At 59.4% G+C, this 15,120-nt stretch carries 22 protein-coding genes; all 22 read right to left on the bottom strand.

The window, feature by feature from the left end:
* Window positions 1-102 precede the first annotated feature (102 nt).
* On the bottom strand, window positions 103-960 hold the full coding sequence (gene prmC, locus J3350_RS07050) for a peptide chain release factor N(5)-glutamine methyltransferase (protein WP_207686157.1): 858 nt from the start codon (window positions 958-960) through the stop codon (window positions 103-105).
* Complete coding sequence (locus tag J3350_RS07055) at window positions 954-1,901, bottom strand: DUF1385 domain-containing protein (RefSeq protein ID WP_207686158.1); 948 nt, start codon at window positions 1,899-1,901, stop codon at window positions 954-956. The genes prmC and J3350_RS07055 overlap by 7 nt, the downstream gene beginning before the upstream one ends.
* A gap of 88 nt (window positions 1,902-1,989) precedes the next feature.
* Window positions 1,990-3,411 (bottom strand): HAMP domain-containing sensor histidine kinase, encoded by a 1,422-nt coding sequence (locus J3350_RS07060; RefSeq protein WP_207686159.1) that lies wholly within the window; start codon window positions 3,409-3,411, stop codon window positions 1,990-1,992.
* Window positions 3,412-3,458: 47 nt separating this feature from the next.
* Window positions 3,459-4,163, bottom strand: a complete 705-nt coding sequence (locus tag J3350_RS07065) for a response regulator transcription factor (RefSeq protein WP_207686160.1) — start codon at window positions 4,161-4,163, stop codon at window positions 3,459-3,461.
* Window positions 4,164-4,262: 99 nt separating this feature from the next.
* Window positions 4,263-5,567, bottom strand: a complete 1,305-nt coding sequence (locus J3350_RS07070; RefSeq protein ID WP_242700174.1) for a hypothetical protein — start codon at window positions 5,565-5,567, stop codon at window positions 4,263-4,265.
* A gap of 144 nt (window positions 5,568-5,711) precedes the next feature.
* A complete protein-coding gene (gene rplQ, locus J3350_RS07075) occupies window positions 5,712-6,053 on the bottom strand; it encodes a 50S ribosomal protein L17 (RefSeq protein ID WP_005921819.1) in 342 nt (113 codons plus the stop codon).
* A 26-nt stretch (window positions 6,054-6,079) separates the two neighbouring features.
* On the bottom strand, window positions 6,080-7,036 hold the full coding sequence (locus tag J3350_RS07080) for a DNA-directed RNA polymerase subunit alpha (protein ID WP_097793115.1): 957 nt from the start codon (window positions 7,034-7,036) through the stop codon (window positions 6,080-6,082).
* Between the two features lie 113 nt (window positions 7,037-7,149).
* Window positions 7,150-7,752 (bottom strand): 30S ribosomal protein S4, encoded by a 603-nt coding sequence (rpsD, locus tag J3350_RS07085; RefSeq protein ID WP_097793116.1) that lies wholly within the window; start codon window positions 7,750-7,752, stop codon window positions 7,150-7,152.
* 20 nt (window positions 7,753-7,772) lie between these two features.
* Window positions 7,773-8,183 carry a 30S ribosomal protein S11 gene (gene rpsK / locus J3350_RS07090; RefSeq protein WP_005934894.1) on the bottom strand — a complete coding sequence of 137 codons (411 nt, stop codon included), beginning with the start codon at window positions 8,181-8,183 and terminating at the stop codon, window positions 7,773-7,775.
* Window positions 8,184-8,197: 14 nt separating this feature from the next.
* On the bottom strand, window positions 8,198-8,569 hold the full coding sequence (gene rpsM, locus J3350_RS07095) for a 30S ribosomal protein S13 (protein ID WP_005937976.1): 372 nt from the start codon (window positions 8,567-8,569) through the stop codon (window positions 8,198-8,200).
* Between the two features lie 81 nt (window positions 8,570-8,650).
* The gene (gene rpmJ / locus J3350_RS07100; RefSeq protein ID WP_005921832.1) at window positions 8,651-8,764 is read right to left on the bottom strand and encodes a 50S ribosomal protein L36; all 114 of its coding nucleotides are present in this window, start codon (window positions 8,762-8,764) and stop codon (window positions 8,651-8,653) included.
* 35 nt (window positions 8,765-8,799) lie between these two features.
* Complete coding sequence (infA, locus tag J3350_RS07105) at window positions 8,800-9,051, bottom strand: translation initiation factor IF-1 (protein ID WP_005937979.1); 252 nt, start codon at window positions 9,049-9,051, stop codon at window positions 8,800-8,802.
* Window positions 9,052-9,425: 374 nt separating this feature from the next.
* The gene (gene map, locus J3350_RS07110) at window positions 9,426-10,217 is read right to left on the bottom strand and encodes a type I methionyl aminopeptidase (protein ID WP_097793117.1); all 792 of its coding nucleotides are present in this window, start codon (window positions 10,215-10,217) and stop codon (window positions 9,426-9,428) included.
* 2 nt (window positions 10,218-10,219) lie between these two features.
* Complete coding sequence (locus J3350_RS07115; RefSeq protein WP_118553500.1) at window positions 10,220-10,852, bottom strand: adenylate kinase; 633 nt, start codon at window positions 10,850-10,852, stop codon at window positions 10,220-10,222.
* 140 nt (window positions 10,853-10,992) lie between these two features.
* Window positions 10,993-12,288 carry a preprotein translocase subunit SecY gene (secY, locus tag J3350_RS07120; protein ID WP_097793119.1) on the bottom strand — a complete coding sequence of 432 codons (1,296 nt, stop codon included), beginning with the start codon at window positions 12,286-12,288 and terminating at the stop codon, window positions 10,993-10,995.
* 1 nt (window position 12,289) lies between these two features.
* Window positions 12,290-12,730 carry a 50S ribosomal protein L15 gene (rplO, locus tag J3350_RS07125; protein WP_055190698.1) on the bottom strand — a complete coding sequence of 147 codons (441 nt, stop codon included), beginning with the start codon at window positions 12,728-12,730 and terminating at the stop codon, window positions 12,290-12,292.
* A 20-nt stretch (window positions 12,731-12,750) separates the two neighbouring features.
* Complete coding sequence (gene rpmD, locus J3350_RS07130) at window positions 12,751-12,936, bottom strand: 50S ribosomal protein L30 (protein ID WP_005921851.1); 186 nt, start codon at window positions 12,934-12,936, stop codon at window positions 12,751-12,753.
* A gap of 14 nt (window positions 12,937-12,950) precedes the next feature.
* A complete protein-coding gene (rpsE, locus tag J3350_RS07135) occupies window positions 12,951-13,451 on the bottom strand; it encodes a 30S ribosomal protein S5 (protein ID WP_005937997.1) in 501 nt (166 codons plus the stop codon).
* A gap of 19 nt (window positions 13,452-13,470) precedes the next feature.
* Window positions 13,471-13,830, bottom strand: a complete 360-nt coding sequence (rplR, locus tag J3350_RS07140; RefSeq protein ID WP_015564643.1) for a 50S ribosomal protein L18 — start codon at window positions 13,828-13,830, stop codon at window positions 13,471-13,473.
* An 18-nt stretch (window positions 13,831-13,848) separates the two neighbouring features.
* Window positions 13,849-14,400 (bottom strand): 50S ribosomal protein L6, encoded by a 552-nt coding sequence (gene rplF / locus J3350_RS07145; RefSeq protein WP_097793120.1) that lies wholly within the window; start codon window positions 14,398-14,400, stop codon window positions 13,849-13,851.
* A 17-nt stretch (window positions 14,401-14,417) separates the two neighbouring features.
* Window positions 14,418-14,816, bottom strand: coding sequence for a 30S ribosomal protein S8 (gene rpsH / locus J3350_RS07150; protein WP_005934908.1), 399 nt, complete (start codon window positions 14,814-14,816; stop codon window positions 14,418-14,420).
* A gap of 110 nt (window positions 14,817-14,926) precedes the next feature.
* The gene (locus J3350_RS07155) at window positions 14,927-15,112 is read right to left on the bottom strand and encodes a type Z 30S ribosomal protein S14 (RefSeq protein ID WP_005921866.1); all 186 of its coding nucleotides are present in this window, start codon (window positions 15,110-15,112) and stop codon (window positions 14,927-14,929) included.
* Between the last annotated feature and the right edge of the window lie 8 nt (window positions 15,113-15,120).

A 15,120-nucleotide genomic window follows, 5' to 3' on the forward strand; every position in this document is an offset into this window, starting at 1 on the left:
GTTTTTTCGATTATTTTTCCCTCGCAAGCTGACTCGCAAGTCGGCGCAAACCCTCGCCCTTCGGCAGGCCGGGCAGGCCCTCGCATCTTGCGGCAGGCAGCTTCACTTACCGCTTCTTCGCGCCGTTATGGCCCGGTCGTTGCCGCCGTAGTCCTTCCGGCAGGCGATCCCGACCCAGCCGTTTGCTTCCAGCAGGTCCGTGACGGCTTCCCGCTGCTGCCAGCCGATCTCCAGCGCCAGCGCACCGCCGGGGCGGAGCGCTCTCTGGTAGTGTTCCGCGAGGGCGCGGTAAAATACAAGGCCGTCCTCCCCCGCTGCCAGCGCCATGGCCGGTTCCTGCGCCACTTCGGGCTGCAGCTGCCTCATCTCGGCCGCGGTCAGGTAGGGCGGGTTGGACACGATGAGGTCCAGCTCCCCTTCCGGCAGAGTCTCCCAATAGGTGAACAGGTCTCCCTGCACCGGGGTCAGATGCAGCCCATTGGGCAGGCGGGCATTCCGGGTCAGATACGCAAACGCCGCCGGGCTTTTTTCCAAGCTCGTCACCTCTGCCGCCGGGCAGAACCGCTGGACGCCCAGGCCCAGACAGCCGGTCCCGGCGCAGAGATCCAGCACCTTCGGGTGCGGGACGCCCCGCAGCAGTTCGGCGGCGGCCTCGGCCACCACTTCGGTATCGGCACGGGGGCAGAGCACACCGGGCCCCACCGCCAGCTCAAAGTCGAGGAACGGCCAGCTGCCGCAGAGGTATTGCAGCGGCTCACGGTCGGCACGGCGGGCAGTCAGGGCTTCCAGCTGCGCCGCCTGTGCGGCGGTCAGCGGAGCCGTGGCCAGCCGGGCGTCTGCGCCCACCGCCAGCCGGAAGAGTTCGGCCGCGTCAAAATCGGCATCGGGGCAGCCCGCCTCGGTGAGCCGGGCCTCCACCTGCCGCAGCGCCGCGCGGGGCAGGATGCCTTCGTTCACCATCTGCCATCCTCCGGGTCTTCGGGCAGGACGGGCGTCACCGCCGCAATGGCCACTTCGATCATGCTGTCGTCCGGCTCGAACACGGTCAGATGCTGCACCCAGATGCCGGGCTGTCGGATGATGCGGGTGGCAAGGTTGTCGGACCGGCCGCACCACTTTAGCAGCTCGTAGCTGATGCCCATGACCACCGGCAGGAGCAGCAGTTTGAACACCACCCGCAGCCCGGTGCTGGACCAGGGCAGCACACTGTACAGGAAGACGCTGACGATGACGACCAGGATCAGAAAGCTGGTGCCGCAGCGGGGGTGGAAGCGGGTATATTTACGGACGTTCTCCACGGTGAGCGCATCCCCGGCCTCATAGCAGGCGATGGTCTTGTGCTCGGCCCCGTGGTACTCGAACACGCGGTGGATCTCCTTCATTTTGGAAATGGCGACCATATAGCTCAGGAATATGGCCACCTTCAGGACCGCTTCGAGGACGACCTTGCTCCACCGGCCCAGCGGGAGCAACCGGTTGACGCCGCCCACCAGAACGGTCGGCAGCACCGTGAACAGCAGGATGGCAAACAGCCCGCCCAACACGGCGGCAGCGCCCAGCAGGACATCCTCGGCTTTTTTGCCCAGGTGGTCGCCCACCCATTTTTCAAAGGCGGTCTCCTCCTCTTCGGGGTCGTAGTCGTCGCCCATGCTCACCTGTGCGGAATACATCATGTACCGGTAGCCCATGATGAGGCTCTCCACCATCGAGATGGCTCCCCGCACGAGGGGGATCTTCGTCCAGATGCCGTGGGTTGGGGTCGGCTCGATCTTTGTCTCAATGGTGCCGTCCGGCTTGCGCACCGCGCAGCAGATGTTCTTCGGGCCGCGCATCATGATGCCTTCCATCAGGGCCTGCCCGCCCACGCTCGTTTTGAAACGTTCCTGTTTTGGTTGATTCATCCATGTCTCCTGTCCCCGCGCACGGCTGAGCCGGGCGGGCGATTTTTTTGCAGTTCTCATTTTACCGCAAAATTGTGTCTAAATCTTCTCAGCGCTTATAAAGGGGCAGGCCCAGCGTGACCACGGTGCCCCGGCCCAGGGTGCTCTTGAGGTCGAGCGTTCCGTCCAGCGCCGTCATGATGGAATCCACCAGCGCCAGACCGATGCCGCTGCCGCGCACTGAGTTGCTGCCCTTGTAGAACTTGGTCTTCACGTTTTCCAGGTCTTCCGGCGGGATGCCCCGGCCCTGGTCGATGATCTCGATGAAGGCCTTATACTCGCCCTGCCAGATCTTCACGGTGATGCGCCCGCCGGGAGCCGAATACTTGATGGCATTGTCCAGGATGTTGATGAACACCTGCCGCAGGCGGTCCGGGTCGGCATAGACGGGGATCATCTCCTCCGGCTCGTTGTAGGAGAGCAGCAGCCCCTCCCGCTGGATGCGGGCCTCGCAGAAGAGGACGGCGTCTGTCAGCTCGGCCACAAGGTCCAGCAGGCGGCAGTCCATCTTCAGGCGGCCGTTCTGCAGGCGGCTGAAATCCAGCAGTTCCTCCACCATGTTGTACAGGCGGGCCGTCTCGTTGTTGATGATCTCCAAGCCCTTGCGGTAGTTCTCGTCCTCCGGGTCGTCGAGGGTGCGCAGCGTTTCCACCCAGCCCCGGATGGAGGTCAGCGGTGTGCGCAGCTCATGGGACACCGAGCTGATGAACTCATTCTTCATCTTCTCGGTCTCTTCCAGCCCCTCGGCCATCTGGTTGATGGTGCCGCGCAGGCGGTCCACCTCGTCGCGGCTGTCGCCGGTCACGGGCAGGCGGACATCCAGTTCGCCCCGCGCGATGCTGGCAGCGGTGCGCTCCACCTGCCCCAGCGGGACCACGATGCTGCGCACGAAATACAGACCGGACGCCACCGTAAAGCCCAGAATGACCACCATCACCACGATGCTGATGAGGACGACGCTCTTCAGCTGGTTCTGGATGAGGGTCAGGCTCGTAACGAGCCGCATGGCCGCCACGTCTTCGGCCGCATAGGGCACCAGACAGCAGACGGCCATGACCATCTCATTGCTGGCGGTGCGGTAGATGGCCATCCCCATGCCGTCGGCGTTCTCCTGCGCCCGCTCAAAGTCAACACTGCTCAGGATGCCCTCGGCATCGGTGCCGCTGGACGATGCGATGACGCCGCCGTAGCTGTCCAGCAGCATAAACTCGTATTTGTCCTTATCGGAGAACTGCTCCACCATCCGGCGCAGGGCCACGCTGCGGTTGGCGGCAGTTTTCTGGGCCGTGTCGCCGGTGTACATCTTCAGCTGGCCGTTCACCGAGGAAAAGCGGCGGTACATCGTCTGCTGGACGCTGTTGTAGTAGTTGCGTGAGCAGCTGTACAGGAACATGCCTTCGACCAGTATCAACAGCAGCACCGTCAGCATCAGGCTGCCCCGCAGCCATCGCCTCGTAATTCCGCTTCTCACCCTGCGCACCTCCCTTCCTCAGTCTGCCTTTTGTGAGCCGGAGCGGGTCATTCTTCCCACCGGTAGCCGTAGCCCCACACCGTCATGATGTGGGTCGGGTGGCTCGGCTCGTCCTCCACCTTCATCCGCAGGCGGCGGATGTTCACATCCACGATCTTCACATCGCCGAAGTAGTTCTCGCCCCAGACGCCCTTGAGGATCTTTTCCCGCACCAGCGCGATGCCGGGGTTGTGGAAGAACAGCTCCATGATCTGGAACTCCACCTGCGTCAGCTCGATGGGGCGGCCTGCCTTGAGCAGGACACGGCGGTTCTCGTCCAGCACAAAATCGCCGCTGACGAGAGCGGCGGGAGCTGCTTCCTTTCCGTTCTCCCCGCCCGCCGAGCGGTTCACACGGCGGCAGAGCGCCTCCACGCGGGCCAGCAGCTCGCTGACGCTGAACGGCTTGGTCATATAGTCGTCGGCACCGATGGACAGACCGCGGATCTTATCCTGCTCCTGCCCTTTGGCGCTGAGAATGATGATGCCGATCTTCTGGTCGGTGCGGCGGATGGTCTCGCAGAGCGAGAAGCCGTTCATGCCGGGCAGCATCACATCCAGAATGGCCGCATCGCAGCCCGGTCTCTGCTCCAGCAGCGGGAGCGCAGCCTCGGCGCTGTCGGCCTCCACGGCCTCCATCCCGGCCCGCCGCAGGTTCAGCGCGATCATCTCGCGGATGCTGGCTTCGTCCTCCACAACAAGTACCTTGACCATCTACAACATGCCTCCGTTCTATTCCGCCCCGGTATGACCACGGGGCCGGCCTTTTTTCAAGCGATTTCTTTTGTACTGCATCCAATCGGCCGGACAGGCTCAGTTCAGCCGATACAGCGAGCGGGACAGCCGATAGGTCTGGTCCTGGATGACGGCATCCTCGCCCAGCTTTGCCTGCATCTGGCGGGATGCCACCACGCCCAGCCGGGTCCAGCCCGCCGCGCTGGCGCTGGACGGCACCAGCCGCAGGGTGAGCACCAGCTTGTTTTCGTCCACCGTGCGCAGCTCCACCGCATCGTCGATGTCGGCGCTGTCGGTGAGCAGCAGGTTGCCCTCCCACTCGGCGGGCAGCTCGATGTAACAGTTCGTCTCTTCGTCCAGCAGGCCGAAGCTCTTTTCCGGGTCGGGCCGGGTGTAGTCCATCCAGACGATGAAGTCCATCCGTCGGCTCTGGCTCATGTTCAGCAGACCGGCCTCGTCCGGCTGGGTGGGGATTTCCACCGTGCCGTCGCCGTCCAGGTCACGGCTGACGAGGTTCGGCACATTACGCAGCGAGGCGCTGTAGAGCGCGCTGGCGCTGATCTGCTCGGCTGGGATCATCTGCTGGCTCTCTTCATCGAAGCGCAGGAGCACCGTAGCCAGATTGTTGCCGGAAATGCCGGTCCAGCCGTCCAGCACCAGATAATGCCGGCCGTCCGCTCCCAGGCCCGACGCCACCGAGGCGCAGCCGGAGAACTTGTCTGCCGACAGGCCCATGACGGCCACCTGCTGGAAGCTGCCGTCCCGGTTCACGGTCAGCAGCTCGATCTGCACTCCGCCGTCCTCCAGCGTGGACATCAGGATCAGGTCTTCGTTGCCGCCGCCGGTGATGTCCTCCACGAGGTACTGCTCGTAGGACTGCTCCAGAATGGCGTTCACCTCGCCGTGTTCGTAGGAATAGACGGCCAGATAGCTGTCCCCCTGCGCGGCCAGATAGCCCACCACCAGCTGCACAGCGTTTCCGTCCTGCAATTGCGCCAGCCGGACATTGTCCACCGTGTCAGCCAGACCCTCGATGGTCTGCTGCACCTTCCATGCGCCTGCGGCATCCTTCTGCAAAAAGGCGATGCAGACGTTGGAGGACTGGGCGGTCGTGTAGAGCACGGCGGCGTCCTGTTCACCGTCGCCGTCCAGATCCTGCAGCAGAAAGGGCGAAAGCAGCTCCCCCTGCATGGGGTATTTGAGCTGCGCACTCTCGCCCAGCCAGTCGTTCAGGGCACTTTGCAGCGCACCGTAATCGCCTGAAAGGCGCGGAGCGCGCAGCAGATCCTCGACCTGCATGTTGTCCGTCATGGGGAAGCTGCACCCCGGCAGCAGCCCCAGCAGGCAGCAGGCCGCAAGCGACAGGAAATGTCGTCGTTTCAACCGCAGTCCCTCCTCTCTGTGGAAAACTCCCGGCTGCGTATACAGTATTCAGTATAGCACGAATCGCGCCTCCGGGCAACAAAAAACGCCCTCTCCCCGAAGGGAAAGAGCGTTTCGTTACACTGTTTCTACAGTCAGAGTCGATCAGACGAGCTCCAGAACTGCCATCTCAGCAGCGTCGCCGCGGCGAGCGCCGATCTTGATGATGCGGGTGTAGCCGCCGTTGCGGTCAGCGTACTTGGGGCTGATCTCATCAAACAGCTTCTTTGCAACATCTTCCTTGGTGATGTAGGCATACACCTGACGCTTGGTGTGCAGGTCGCTTGCCTTGCCAAGGCTGATCATCTTCTCGGCCATGGAACGAACGTCCTTAGCGCGAGTGACAGTGGTCTCAATCTTGCCATTCTCCAACAGGTAGGTAACCATGGCGCGCATCATAGCGTTGCGGCTGTCGCTGGTTCTACCGAGCTTTCTGGTACCGGGCATCCCGTTTCACTCCTTAATTATTTTAGTTATTCATCGTCTGTGTTCAGCTTGAAGCCGAGGGAGTCCAGCTTCGCCATGACTTCCTCCAGGCTCTTGCGGCCGAGGTTGCGAACTTTCATCATTTCGTCCTCGCTCTTGCTGACCAGATCCTCGACCGTGTTGATACCGGCACGCTTCAGGCAGTTGAAGGAACGGACGCTCAGATCCAGCTCTTCGATGGTCATCTCCAGAGCCTTCTCCTTGTCGTCGTTGGTCTTCTCCACCATGATCTCGGTGCCAGCGGCCTCATCGGACAGGTTGACGAACAGGTTCAGGTGCTCGGTCAGCACACGGGCAGCCAGAGAAACGGCCTCCTGCGCATTGATCGTGCCATCGGTCCAAACCTCAATGGTCAGCTTGTCGTAATCGATTGCCTGGCCAACACGGGTGTTCTCAACATTGTAATTCACCTTGAGAACAGGGGTGTAAATGCTATCGACGGGAAGAGTGTTGATGTCGTTCTTCTCGACGATGGCCTGCTTATTGCGCTCTGCGGGCACATAGCCGCGGCCCTTATCGAAGGTGAGCTCCATGACGAGCTTGCCGCCCTCGCCCAGGGTCGCAATGTGCCATTCAGGGTTCAGGATCTCAATATCGTCGCCCTGCTTGATGTTGTCAGCGGTGACCTCACAGGGGCCCACTGCCTCAACACGCACTGTCTTCGGACCATCGGTGTACAGCTTTGCAGCAATACCCTTCAGGTTCAGGACAATTTCGGTAACGTCTTCCTTGACGCCCTCAATGGTGGAGAACTCGTGGACCACGCCGTCGATCTTGACGCTGGTCACGGCGACACCGGGCAGAGAGGAAAGAAGCACACGACGCAGGCTGTTGCCCAGTGTGATGCCAAAGCCACGTTCCAGGGGCTCCGCGACGAATCTGCCGTAGCGGCCATCCGGGGACAGGCTTGCCGTTTCGATTTTGGGACGTTCAATCTCCATCATATCTATGCCCTCCTTGTCAAACCGACGTTGCCGTCGGCCCATTATTAAATTCTTTCAAAGAAAAGAATGCGAAAGACTGCCATCCATCCGGAAGGCGCATCCTTCTTAATGGATTACTTGGAGTACAGCTCGACGATGAGGTGCTCTGCAACTTCGTAGTCGATGTCGCTGCGCTCAGGGAGCTTGGTGACGACGCCCTTCAGGGTGCCGGCCTCGCGGTCCAGCCAGGAAGGCAGAGCCACGACGGGAGCCTCAGGGCCAGTCAGCTTTGCGAACTTTGCAGAAGAACGGCTGGACTCACGGACCTCGATCACGTCACCGGCCTTGATCTGGTAAGAGGGGATGTTGACCTTCTTGCCATTGACGGTGAAGTGAGCGTGGCTCACCAGCTGGCGGGCGTCGCGGCGGGTCTGAGCAAAGCCCAGGCGGAACACGACGTTGTCCAGGCGGCGCTCCATGAGCTGGAGCAGGTTCTCACCGGTCTTGCCGGGCATTGCCTCAGCACGCAGGTAAGCATTGTGGAACTGCTTTTCCAGAACGCCGTAGATGAACTTGACCTTCTGCTTTTCCTTCAGCTGAGAAGCGTACTCAGACTGCTTCTTGCGCATGTTGCCATTGGAGTTGCGGGTGGTATTCTTCTTTGCATAGCCCATGACCGCAGGAGAAATGCCCAGGGCCTTGCAACGCTTTGCGATAGGCTGCGTATTCTTTGCCATAATTCAATTTCCTCCTTCGATCAGACACGACGGCGCTTCGGGGGACGGCAGCCGTTGTGGGGGATGGGAGTCACGTCCTTGATCAGGGTGACTTCCAGGCCGGTAGCCTGAAGTGCACGGATAGCGGACTCACGGCCAGCGCCGGGGCCCTTGACGTAGACCTCAACGGTCTTCATGCCATGCTCGATTGCGACCTTTGCTGCGGTCTCAGCAGCAGACTGGGCTGCAAACGGAGTGCTCTTGCGGCTGCCACGGAAGTTCAGGGAGCCAGAGGAGCACCAGGACACTGCATTACCCTGCAGGTCGGTGATGGTAACAACGGTATTGTTGAAGGTAGACTGGATATGAGCCTGACCAGCAGCAATATTCTTGCGCTCTTTCCGCTTCATGCGGACATTTGCGCCCTTCTTGGCATTATTTGCACTTGCCATTTCTCAAATCCTCCTTACTTCTTCTTGTTAGCGACCGTGCGCTTCGGGCCCTTGCAGGTACGTGCATTGGTCTTGGTGCGCTGGCCACGGCAGGGCAGATTCTTGCGATGGCGGGTGCCACGGAAGGACTGGATCTCGACCAGGCGCTTGATGTCCAGAGCAACGTTGCGGCGCAGGTCGCCCTCAACGATGATGTTTGCCTGATCGATGTAGTCACGGATCTTAGCCTCTTCTTCCAGAGTCAGGTCCTTGACGCGGGTATCGGGGTTGATGCCAGTTGCTTCCAGGATCTTGTTAGCAGTGGTCTGACCGATACCGTAAACGTAGGTGAGACCCACCTGAACGCGCTTCTCGCGGGGCAGGTCAACGCCGGCAATACGTGCCATAGTAGTTTCCTCCAAAATCATCCCATGTCAGTGTCGGGGTCTGCGCCGGGACTCTACGCACTTGACCCCCAGGCGCCCGAATTAGCCCTGGCGCTGCTTATGCTTGGGGTTCTGGCAGATGACCATCACGCGGCCTTTGCGGCGGATGACCTTGCACTTTTCGCAGATGGGTTTCACGGAAGGCTTGACCTTCATGATGTTGAACCTCCTTTTGGTTGATACCCTGACGCTTATTTGGAGCGCCAGGTGATGCGGCCCTTCGAAAGATCGTAGGGCGACATTTCTACGGTGACCTTGTCCCCGGGCAGGATACGGATGAAATTGGTCCGGAGCTTGCCGGAGATGTGCGCTAAGAGGATGTGCCCGCTGGGAGTGAGCTTCCCGGTGTTCTTATCCTCGCTCAACATTTCCACCTTAAAGATGGCGTTGGGCATGGCTTCACGCACAATGCCTTCGATTTCGATAACGTCTTCTTTAGACAAGCTATTTGCCTCCTCATTGGATCTGCTCAGTTTGCCATGAATTGACGGACAGGCGGCGATAACCGCCACATACTTCTTCTCCTGCGGCACAAAATCCGCAAAGTGGGCAGAAAATCCCTGTCCACCGAGAAAGCATCTGGCTGTCACGGCCATTTATAGATTATACACCTTTTGCATCCATTTTGCAAGTGCTTTTTTCCGTATTTCCGATAAAAATTTCCTCTGATGCAAAACCGGTCCTTTTCCGTGCCGTGTTTCGGGCGTCTCACCCTGTAGGATGAAACTTTTTCACCAAAACTTGTCGGAATTGCACAAATCACAGGTCTGGAGATCAAAAAAGACCTCCCCGAAGGGAGGTCTCAGCGCACTTGTGTTTACTGGAAGCGGAAGGTATCCGGGTCAAAATCGGGGTCATCCCAGCTACGGGTCATGATCTCGGTGTGATCCTTGAGGATGGCGATGGAGTGCTCAAAGTGCGCTGCCAGGCCGCCGTCCTTGGTCTTGACGGTCCAGCCGTCCTTGGACTGGGTGATCTTGCAGTCATACTGGCAGATCATCGGCTCAATGGCGATGGTCATGCCGGGCACCAGACGCGGGCCGCGGCCTGCGTGGCCGTAGTTGGGCACTTCGGGGTCCTCGTGCAGCTCATGGCCGGTGCCATGGCCAACGAACTCGCGGACGACGGAGAAGCCTGCATCCTCGCAATAGCTCTGCACCGCACAGCCGATATCGCCGATGCGGTTGCCTGCCTTGGCCTGCTCGATGCCCTTGTACAGCGCGGCCTTGGTCACGTCCAGCAGGCGCTGGGCTTCCAGGTCGATCTTGCCCACCGCATAGGTGCAGGCGTTGTCGCCGTTGAAGCCGTCCACCTTGGCACCGGTGTCGATGCTGACGATGTCGCCGGGGCGGATGACGATATCATGCGACGGGATGCCGTGGATGATGGTATCATTCAGGCTGATGCAGGCGGTTCCCGGAAAACCGTACAGTCCCTTGAAATTGGGGATGCCGCCGTGCTTCACGATGAACTCATAGATCAGCTTATCCAGCTCCCAGGTGGTCATGCCGGCCTCGATGTGCTCGCCACCGTACTTCAGGGCAGCTGCGCTCAGGGCATTTGCCCGGCGCATCCCGTCCAGTTCTTTCGCATTCTTGATCTGAATCACGTTTATGCCTCCAAAGCCTTCATGATCTCAGCCGTGGTCTCCTCGATGGAGGGGCAGAACGGGATGGCAGCCAGCTTGCCGCGGGTGCGGTAGAACTCCACCAGCGGCTCGGTCTGCTCATGGTAAGCATTCAGGCGGTCGAGCACCGTTGCGGGCTGATCGTCCTTGCGGATGACGAGCTTGCCGCCGCAGCAGTCGCAGACGCCTTCCACCTTGCTCTTCTTGTTGACGATGTGGTAGCTTGCGCCGCACTTCTCGCAGACGCGGCGGCCGCCCATGCGGTCCACGATCACATTGTCCTCGACCTGCAGCTCCAGCACCTTGTCGATGCGGATGCCCATGGTCTCAATGGCCTCGGCCTGCGCGATGGTGCGGGGCACACCGTCCAGGATGAAACCATTGGCACAGTCTGCCTCAGACAGACGATCCTTCAGAATGCCGATGATGACCTCATCGGGCACCAGCGCACCGGCGTCCATGAAGCTCTTGGCTTTCAGGCCCATCTCGGTGCCTTCCTTCACAGCCGCACGCAGGATGTTGCCGGTGCTGATGGAAGGAATGTTCAGCTTTGCGCAGATGATCTCTGCCTGTGTGCCCTTGCCGGCGCCAGGTGCGCCCAACAGAATCAGATTCATAGGATGGCTCCTTTCCTCTTATAAAAGGACGTTCGTATTTTTGTTTGAGTCGGCTAACGACTCACCAAAGCAAAAAAGCACTGAAAAGTTCGAGTCGTACTCTCCTTTCCAGTGCTTTCTCACATCCGTGCTTTATTGGATCAGCCGAGGAAGCCTTTGTGGTTGCGCATCGTCATGAAGCTGTCCAGGCTGCGGGTCGTGTCGAGTGCAACACCCACAACGATCAGCAGACTGGTACCGCCCAGCTGGATGCTCATACCGGTCAGGTTGCCGAGGATGATCGGCAGTACAGCCACCGCAGCCAGGAAAATCGCGCCGATGAGGGTGATCTTGTTCAGGGTGCGGGTCAGGAAATCGCTGGTCGGCTTGCCGGGACGGAAGCCGGGGATCGAGCCGTTGTTACGGCGCAGATTGTTGGCGATCTCCACAGGGTTGTACTGGATGGCCACATAGAAGTAGTTGAAGGCCAGGATCAGCAGCAGATAGATGACCACATACAGCGCAGACGTGTAGTTGAAGGTATGGAAAAACGCATACCAGAACGGATGTGCTGCCTGGTCGATCTGCAAAAAGCTGCCGACCGTGCCGGGGATCGAAACCAGAGCGGAAGCGAAGATGATGGGCATGACGCCGCTCATGTTCAGCTTCAGCGGCAGATAGCTGTTCTGCCCGCCCATCTGCTTGCGGCCCACCACGCGCTTTGCATACTGGATGGTGATGCGGCGTTCTGCATTCGTCATGATGACGATGAACACGATCACGACCAGTGCCAGCACGACCAGCAGGGGCAGCAGAATATAGAACTTGGTCTCGCCTGCGGCGGCGCGGGTCAGCAGACCCGTGACCGTGGTGTAGACGCTGGACCAGTTGGAAACGATCGAAGAGAAGATCAGAAGGGACAGGCCGTTGCCGATGCCCTTGTCATCGATCTGCTCGCCGCACCAGGTGATCAGCTGAGCACCTGCGGTGAAGGTAGCGATGATGACCACGGCGGTAAAGATGCCAGCCGCGCCGGTCGTATACTTCAGTGCGCCCATATTGCGGACCACGAAATAGTAGCCAAGGCTCATCACCAGAGCGATGACGCCGCCGGCATACCGGGTGATCTGCTGCAGCTTGTTCTGGCCGTCCGGCTCCTTCGCGATGTTTTCCAGCGAAGGGATCGCAACGGTGAGCAGCTGCACAATGATGGAAGCGTTGATATAAGGTGTCACACCTAACGCGAAGAGTGTGCACCGGGACAACGCACCGCCGCTCATCATATCAAGGTACGAGAGCATGTTGCCGTTCGAGAACATCTGGCTCAGTGCAGAGCCGGTGATGAACGGAACGGGGATAGCGCAGCCCAGACGATACACCACGAGGATCGCCAGCGTGAACAGGAGACGATTTTTCAGCTCGGGAATCTTCCATGCGTTACGGAATGTCTGAAACACCTTACATCACCTCAGCCTTTCCGCCTGCCTTTTCGATTTTTTCTTTGGCAGAAGCGGAATAGGCTGCGGCCTTGACGGTCAGAGCCTTGGTCAGCTCGCCGTTGCCCAGGACCTTAACGCCGTCCAGAGTCTTCTTGACCAGACCCTTTGCCTTCAGAGCCTCGGTGTCAACAACGGCACCGGCCTCAAAAGCTGCTTCCAGGTCTGCCACGTTGACGATGGCATACTGGGTAGCAAAGATGTTGTTAAAGCCAACCTTCGGCAGGCGGCGTGCCAGAGGCATCTGGCCGCCCTCGAAACCAGCGTGCTTCACGCCGGAACGGGCCTTCTGGCCCTTGCTGCCGAAACCGGCAGTCTTGCCATTGCCGGAGCCAATGCCGCGGCCCTTGCGGGTCACAGCCTTGTTTGCGCCGGGAATCGCGTGCAGTTCATGAAGTTTCATTATGCGTATACCCCCTGCTATTAGGCTTCGGTGACGCTGAGCAGGAAACCGATCTTTGCGATCTTGCCCTGCGTAGCGGCATTGTCAGGCTGAACGGTAACGTCGCCCGGCTTCTTCAGGCCCAGAGCCTCGGCGGTAGCGATCTGCTTTGCGCCGCGGCCGATCAGGCTCTTCTTCAGCTCGATTTTGAGCATCTTATCTGCCATGGTTTGTTACCTCCTTAACCCAGAATCTCTTTCACGGTCTTGCCGCGCTTCTCAGCGACGGACTCCGCGCTGACCAGGCCGCACAGACCTGCGAAGGTAGCAGAAACAACGTTGATGGGGTTGTTGGAACGCATAGACTTCGCACGGATGTCCTTGATGCCAGCAGCCTCAATGACGGCACGCACAGGGCCGCCGGCGATCATACCGGTACCAGGTGCAGCCGGCTTGAGCAGAACGGCGCCTGCGCCGTACTTGCCGACGATCTCGTGGGGGATGGTGGTGCCCTTCAGGGCAACCTTGTGCATGTTCTTCTTTGCAGCAGCTTCGCCCTTGCGGATTGCCTCAGGCACTTCGCCGGACTTGCCGATGCCGTAACCGATGGTGCCCTTGCCGTCGCCCACAACGACCAGAGCAGCAAACTTCATGATGCGGCCGCCCTTGACCGTCTTGGAAACGCGGTTGATGGAGACAACCTTGGTGATCATGCCGTCGTCTTCACGGTTTCTCATAGCCATAATGTGTTTCCTCCTCTCATTACAGCTTCAGGCCGCCCTCACGGGCGCCATCAGCCAGGGCCTTAACACGGCCATGATAAACGTAACCGCCACGGTCGAAAACGACCTCGGTGATGCCCTTTTCCAGAGCCTTTGCTGCGATCTTCTTGCCGATCTCAGCAGCGGCCTCGACGTTGCCGCCGAAACCATTGAAGTCCTTGTCCATGGTGGAAGCCGACACCAGAGTCACGCCCTGCTCATCATCGATGATCTGAGCGTAAATGTGCTTGGCGGAGCGGAAAACATCCAGGCGAGGACGTGCTGCGGTGCCGCTGATCTTGTTGCGAACACGGCGATGACGACGAAGACGAGCTTCGTTCTTGTCGATCTGCTTAACCATTGTCTTTCACTCCTTACCTTATTTCTTGCCCTTGCCGGCTTTGCCTTCTTTGTGCTTGACGACCTCGCCCTCGTAGCGGATGCCCTTGCCCTTGTAAGGCTCAGGCGGCTTCTTGGCGCGGATCTCGGCGGCATACTGGCCGACCTTCTGCTTGTCAATACCGGTAACAGTGAAGTGGTTGGGGTCCTGCCACACGATGGTGCAATCCTCAGTATCGGGGATGTTCACCTGGTGAGAGAAGCCCAGGTTCATGACCAGGTTGGAGCCCTGCTTCTGGCAGCGCAGACCAACACCGACGATCTCCAGCTTCTTCTCATAGCCATTGACGACACCGTTCACCATGTTGGCGATGTTGGTGCGGGTCAGGCCATGCAGGCTGCGTGCTTCGGGCTCGTCATTGGGGCGGGTAACCAAAACCTCATTGCCCTCGACCTTGACGGTCATCAGGTGATGATAGTTGGAATTCAGGCTGCCCTTGGGGCCCTTGACGGCGACGGTATGTGCTGCCTCATCAACAGTGACCGTGACACCGGCAGGAATGACGATGGGTTTTCTTCCAATTCTCGACATTGTCTTTTACCCCTTTCTTACCACACAAAGGCCAGGACCTCGCCGCCAACGTGCGCAGCACGAGCAGCCTTATCGGTCATGATGCCCTTCGAGGTGGAAATGATTGCGGTGCCCAGGCCCTTCATGACCTTCGGCATATCCTCGCAGTTGGTGTAGATGCGCAGGCCGGGCTTGGAAACACGGCGCAGGCCGGCGATGACGGGCTCGCCATTTGCCTGATACTTCAGGGTGACAACGATGGTGCCCTGGACGGTATCGTTCTTGACCTGCATACCCTTGATGTAGCCCTCGTCAACCAGAATCTGGCAGATTGCCTTCTTCATGTTCGATGCGGGGATCTCCACAGAAGGGTGTTTGGCAGTGCTAGCGTTGCGGATGCGAGTCAGCAGGTCCGCGATAGGATCAGTAATCTGCATTTGCCACTAACCTCCTTAGATTAGCTCTCATTTGTTTTATAATGATACCGCTCCGAAACAATCGTTTGCCCCGGAGCGGATATCCGACCATTTATCCGGCGTCCGGTAAATTACCAGGAAGCCTTCTTGACACCGGGAATCTCGCCCTTGTAGGCCAGCTCACGGAAGCACACACGGCACACGCCGTACTTGCGCAGCACGGAGTGGGGGCGGCCGCAGATGCGGCAGCGGGTGTATGCACGGGTAGAGAACTTAGCAGGACGAGACTGCTTCAGCTTCATAGACAGTTTAGCCATTGTACCAA

Source organism: Faecalibacterium sp. Marseille-Q3530 (assembly GCF_017377625.1).
GTDB lineage: Bacteria > Bacillota > Clostridia > Oscillospirales > Ruminococcaceae > Faecalibacterium > Faecalibacterium prausnitzii_E.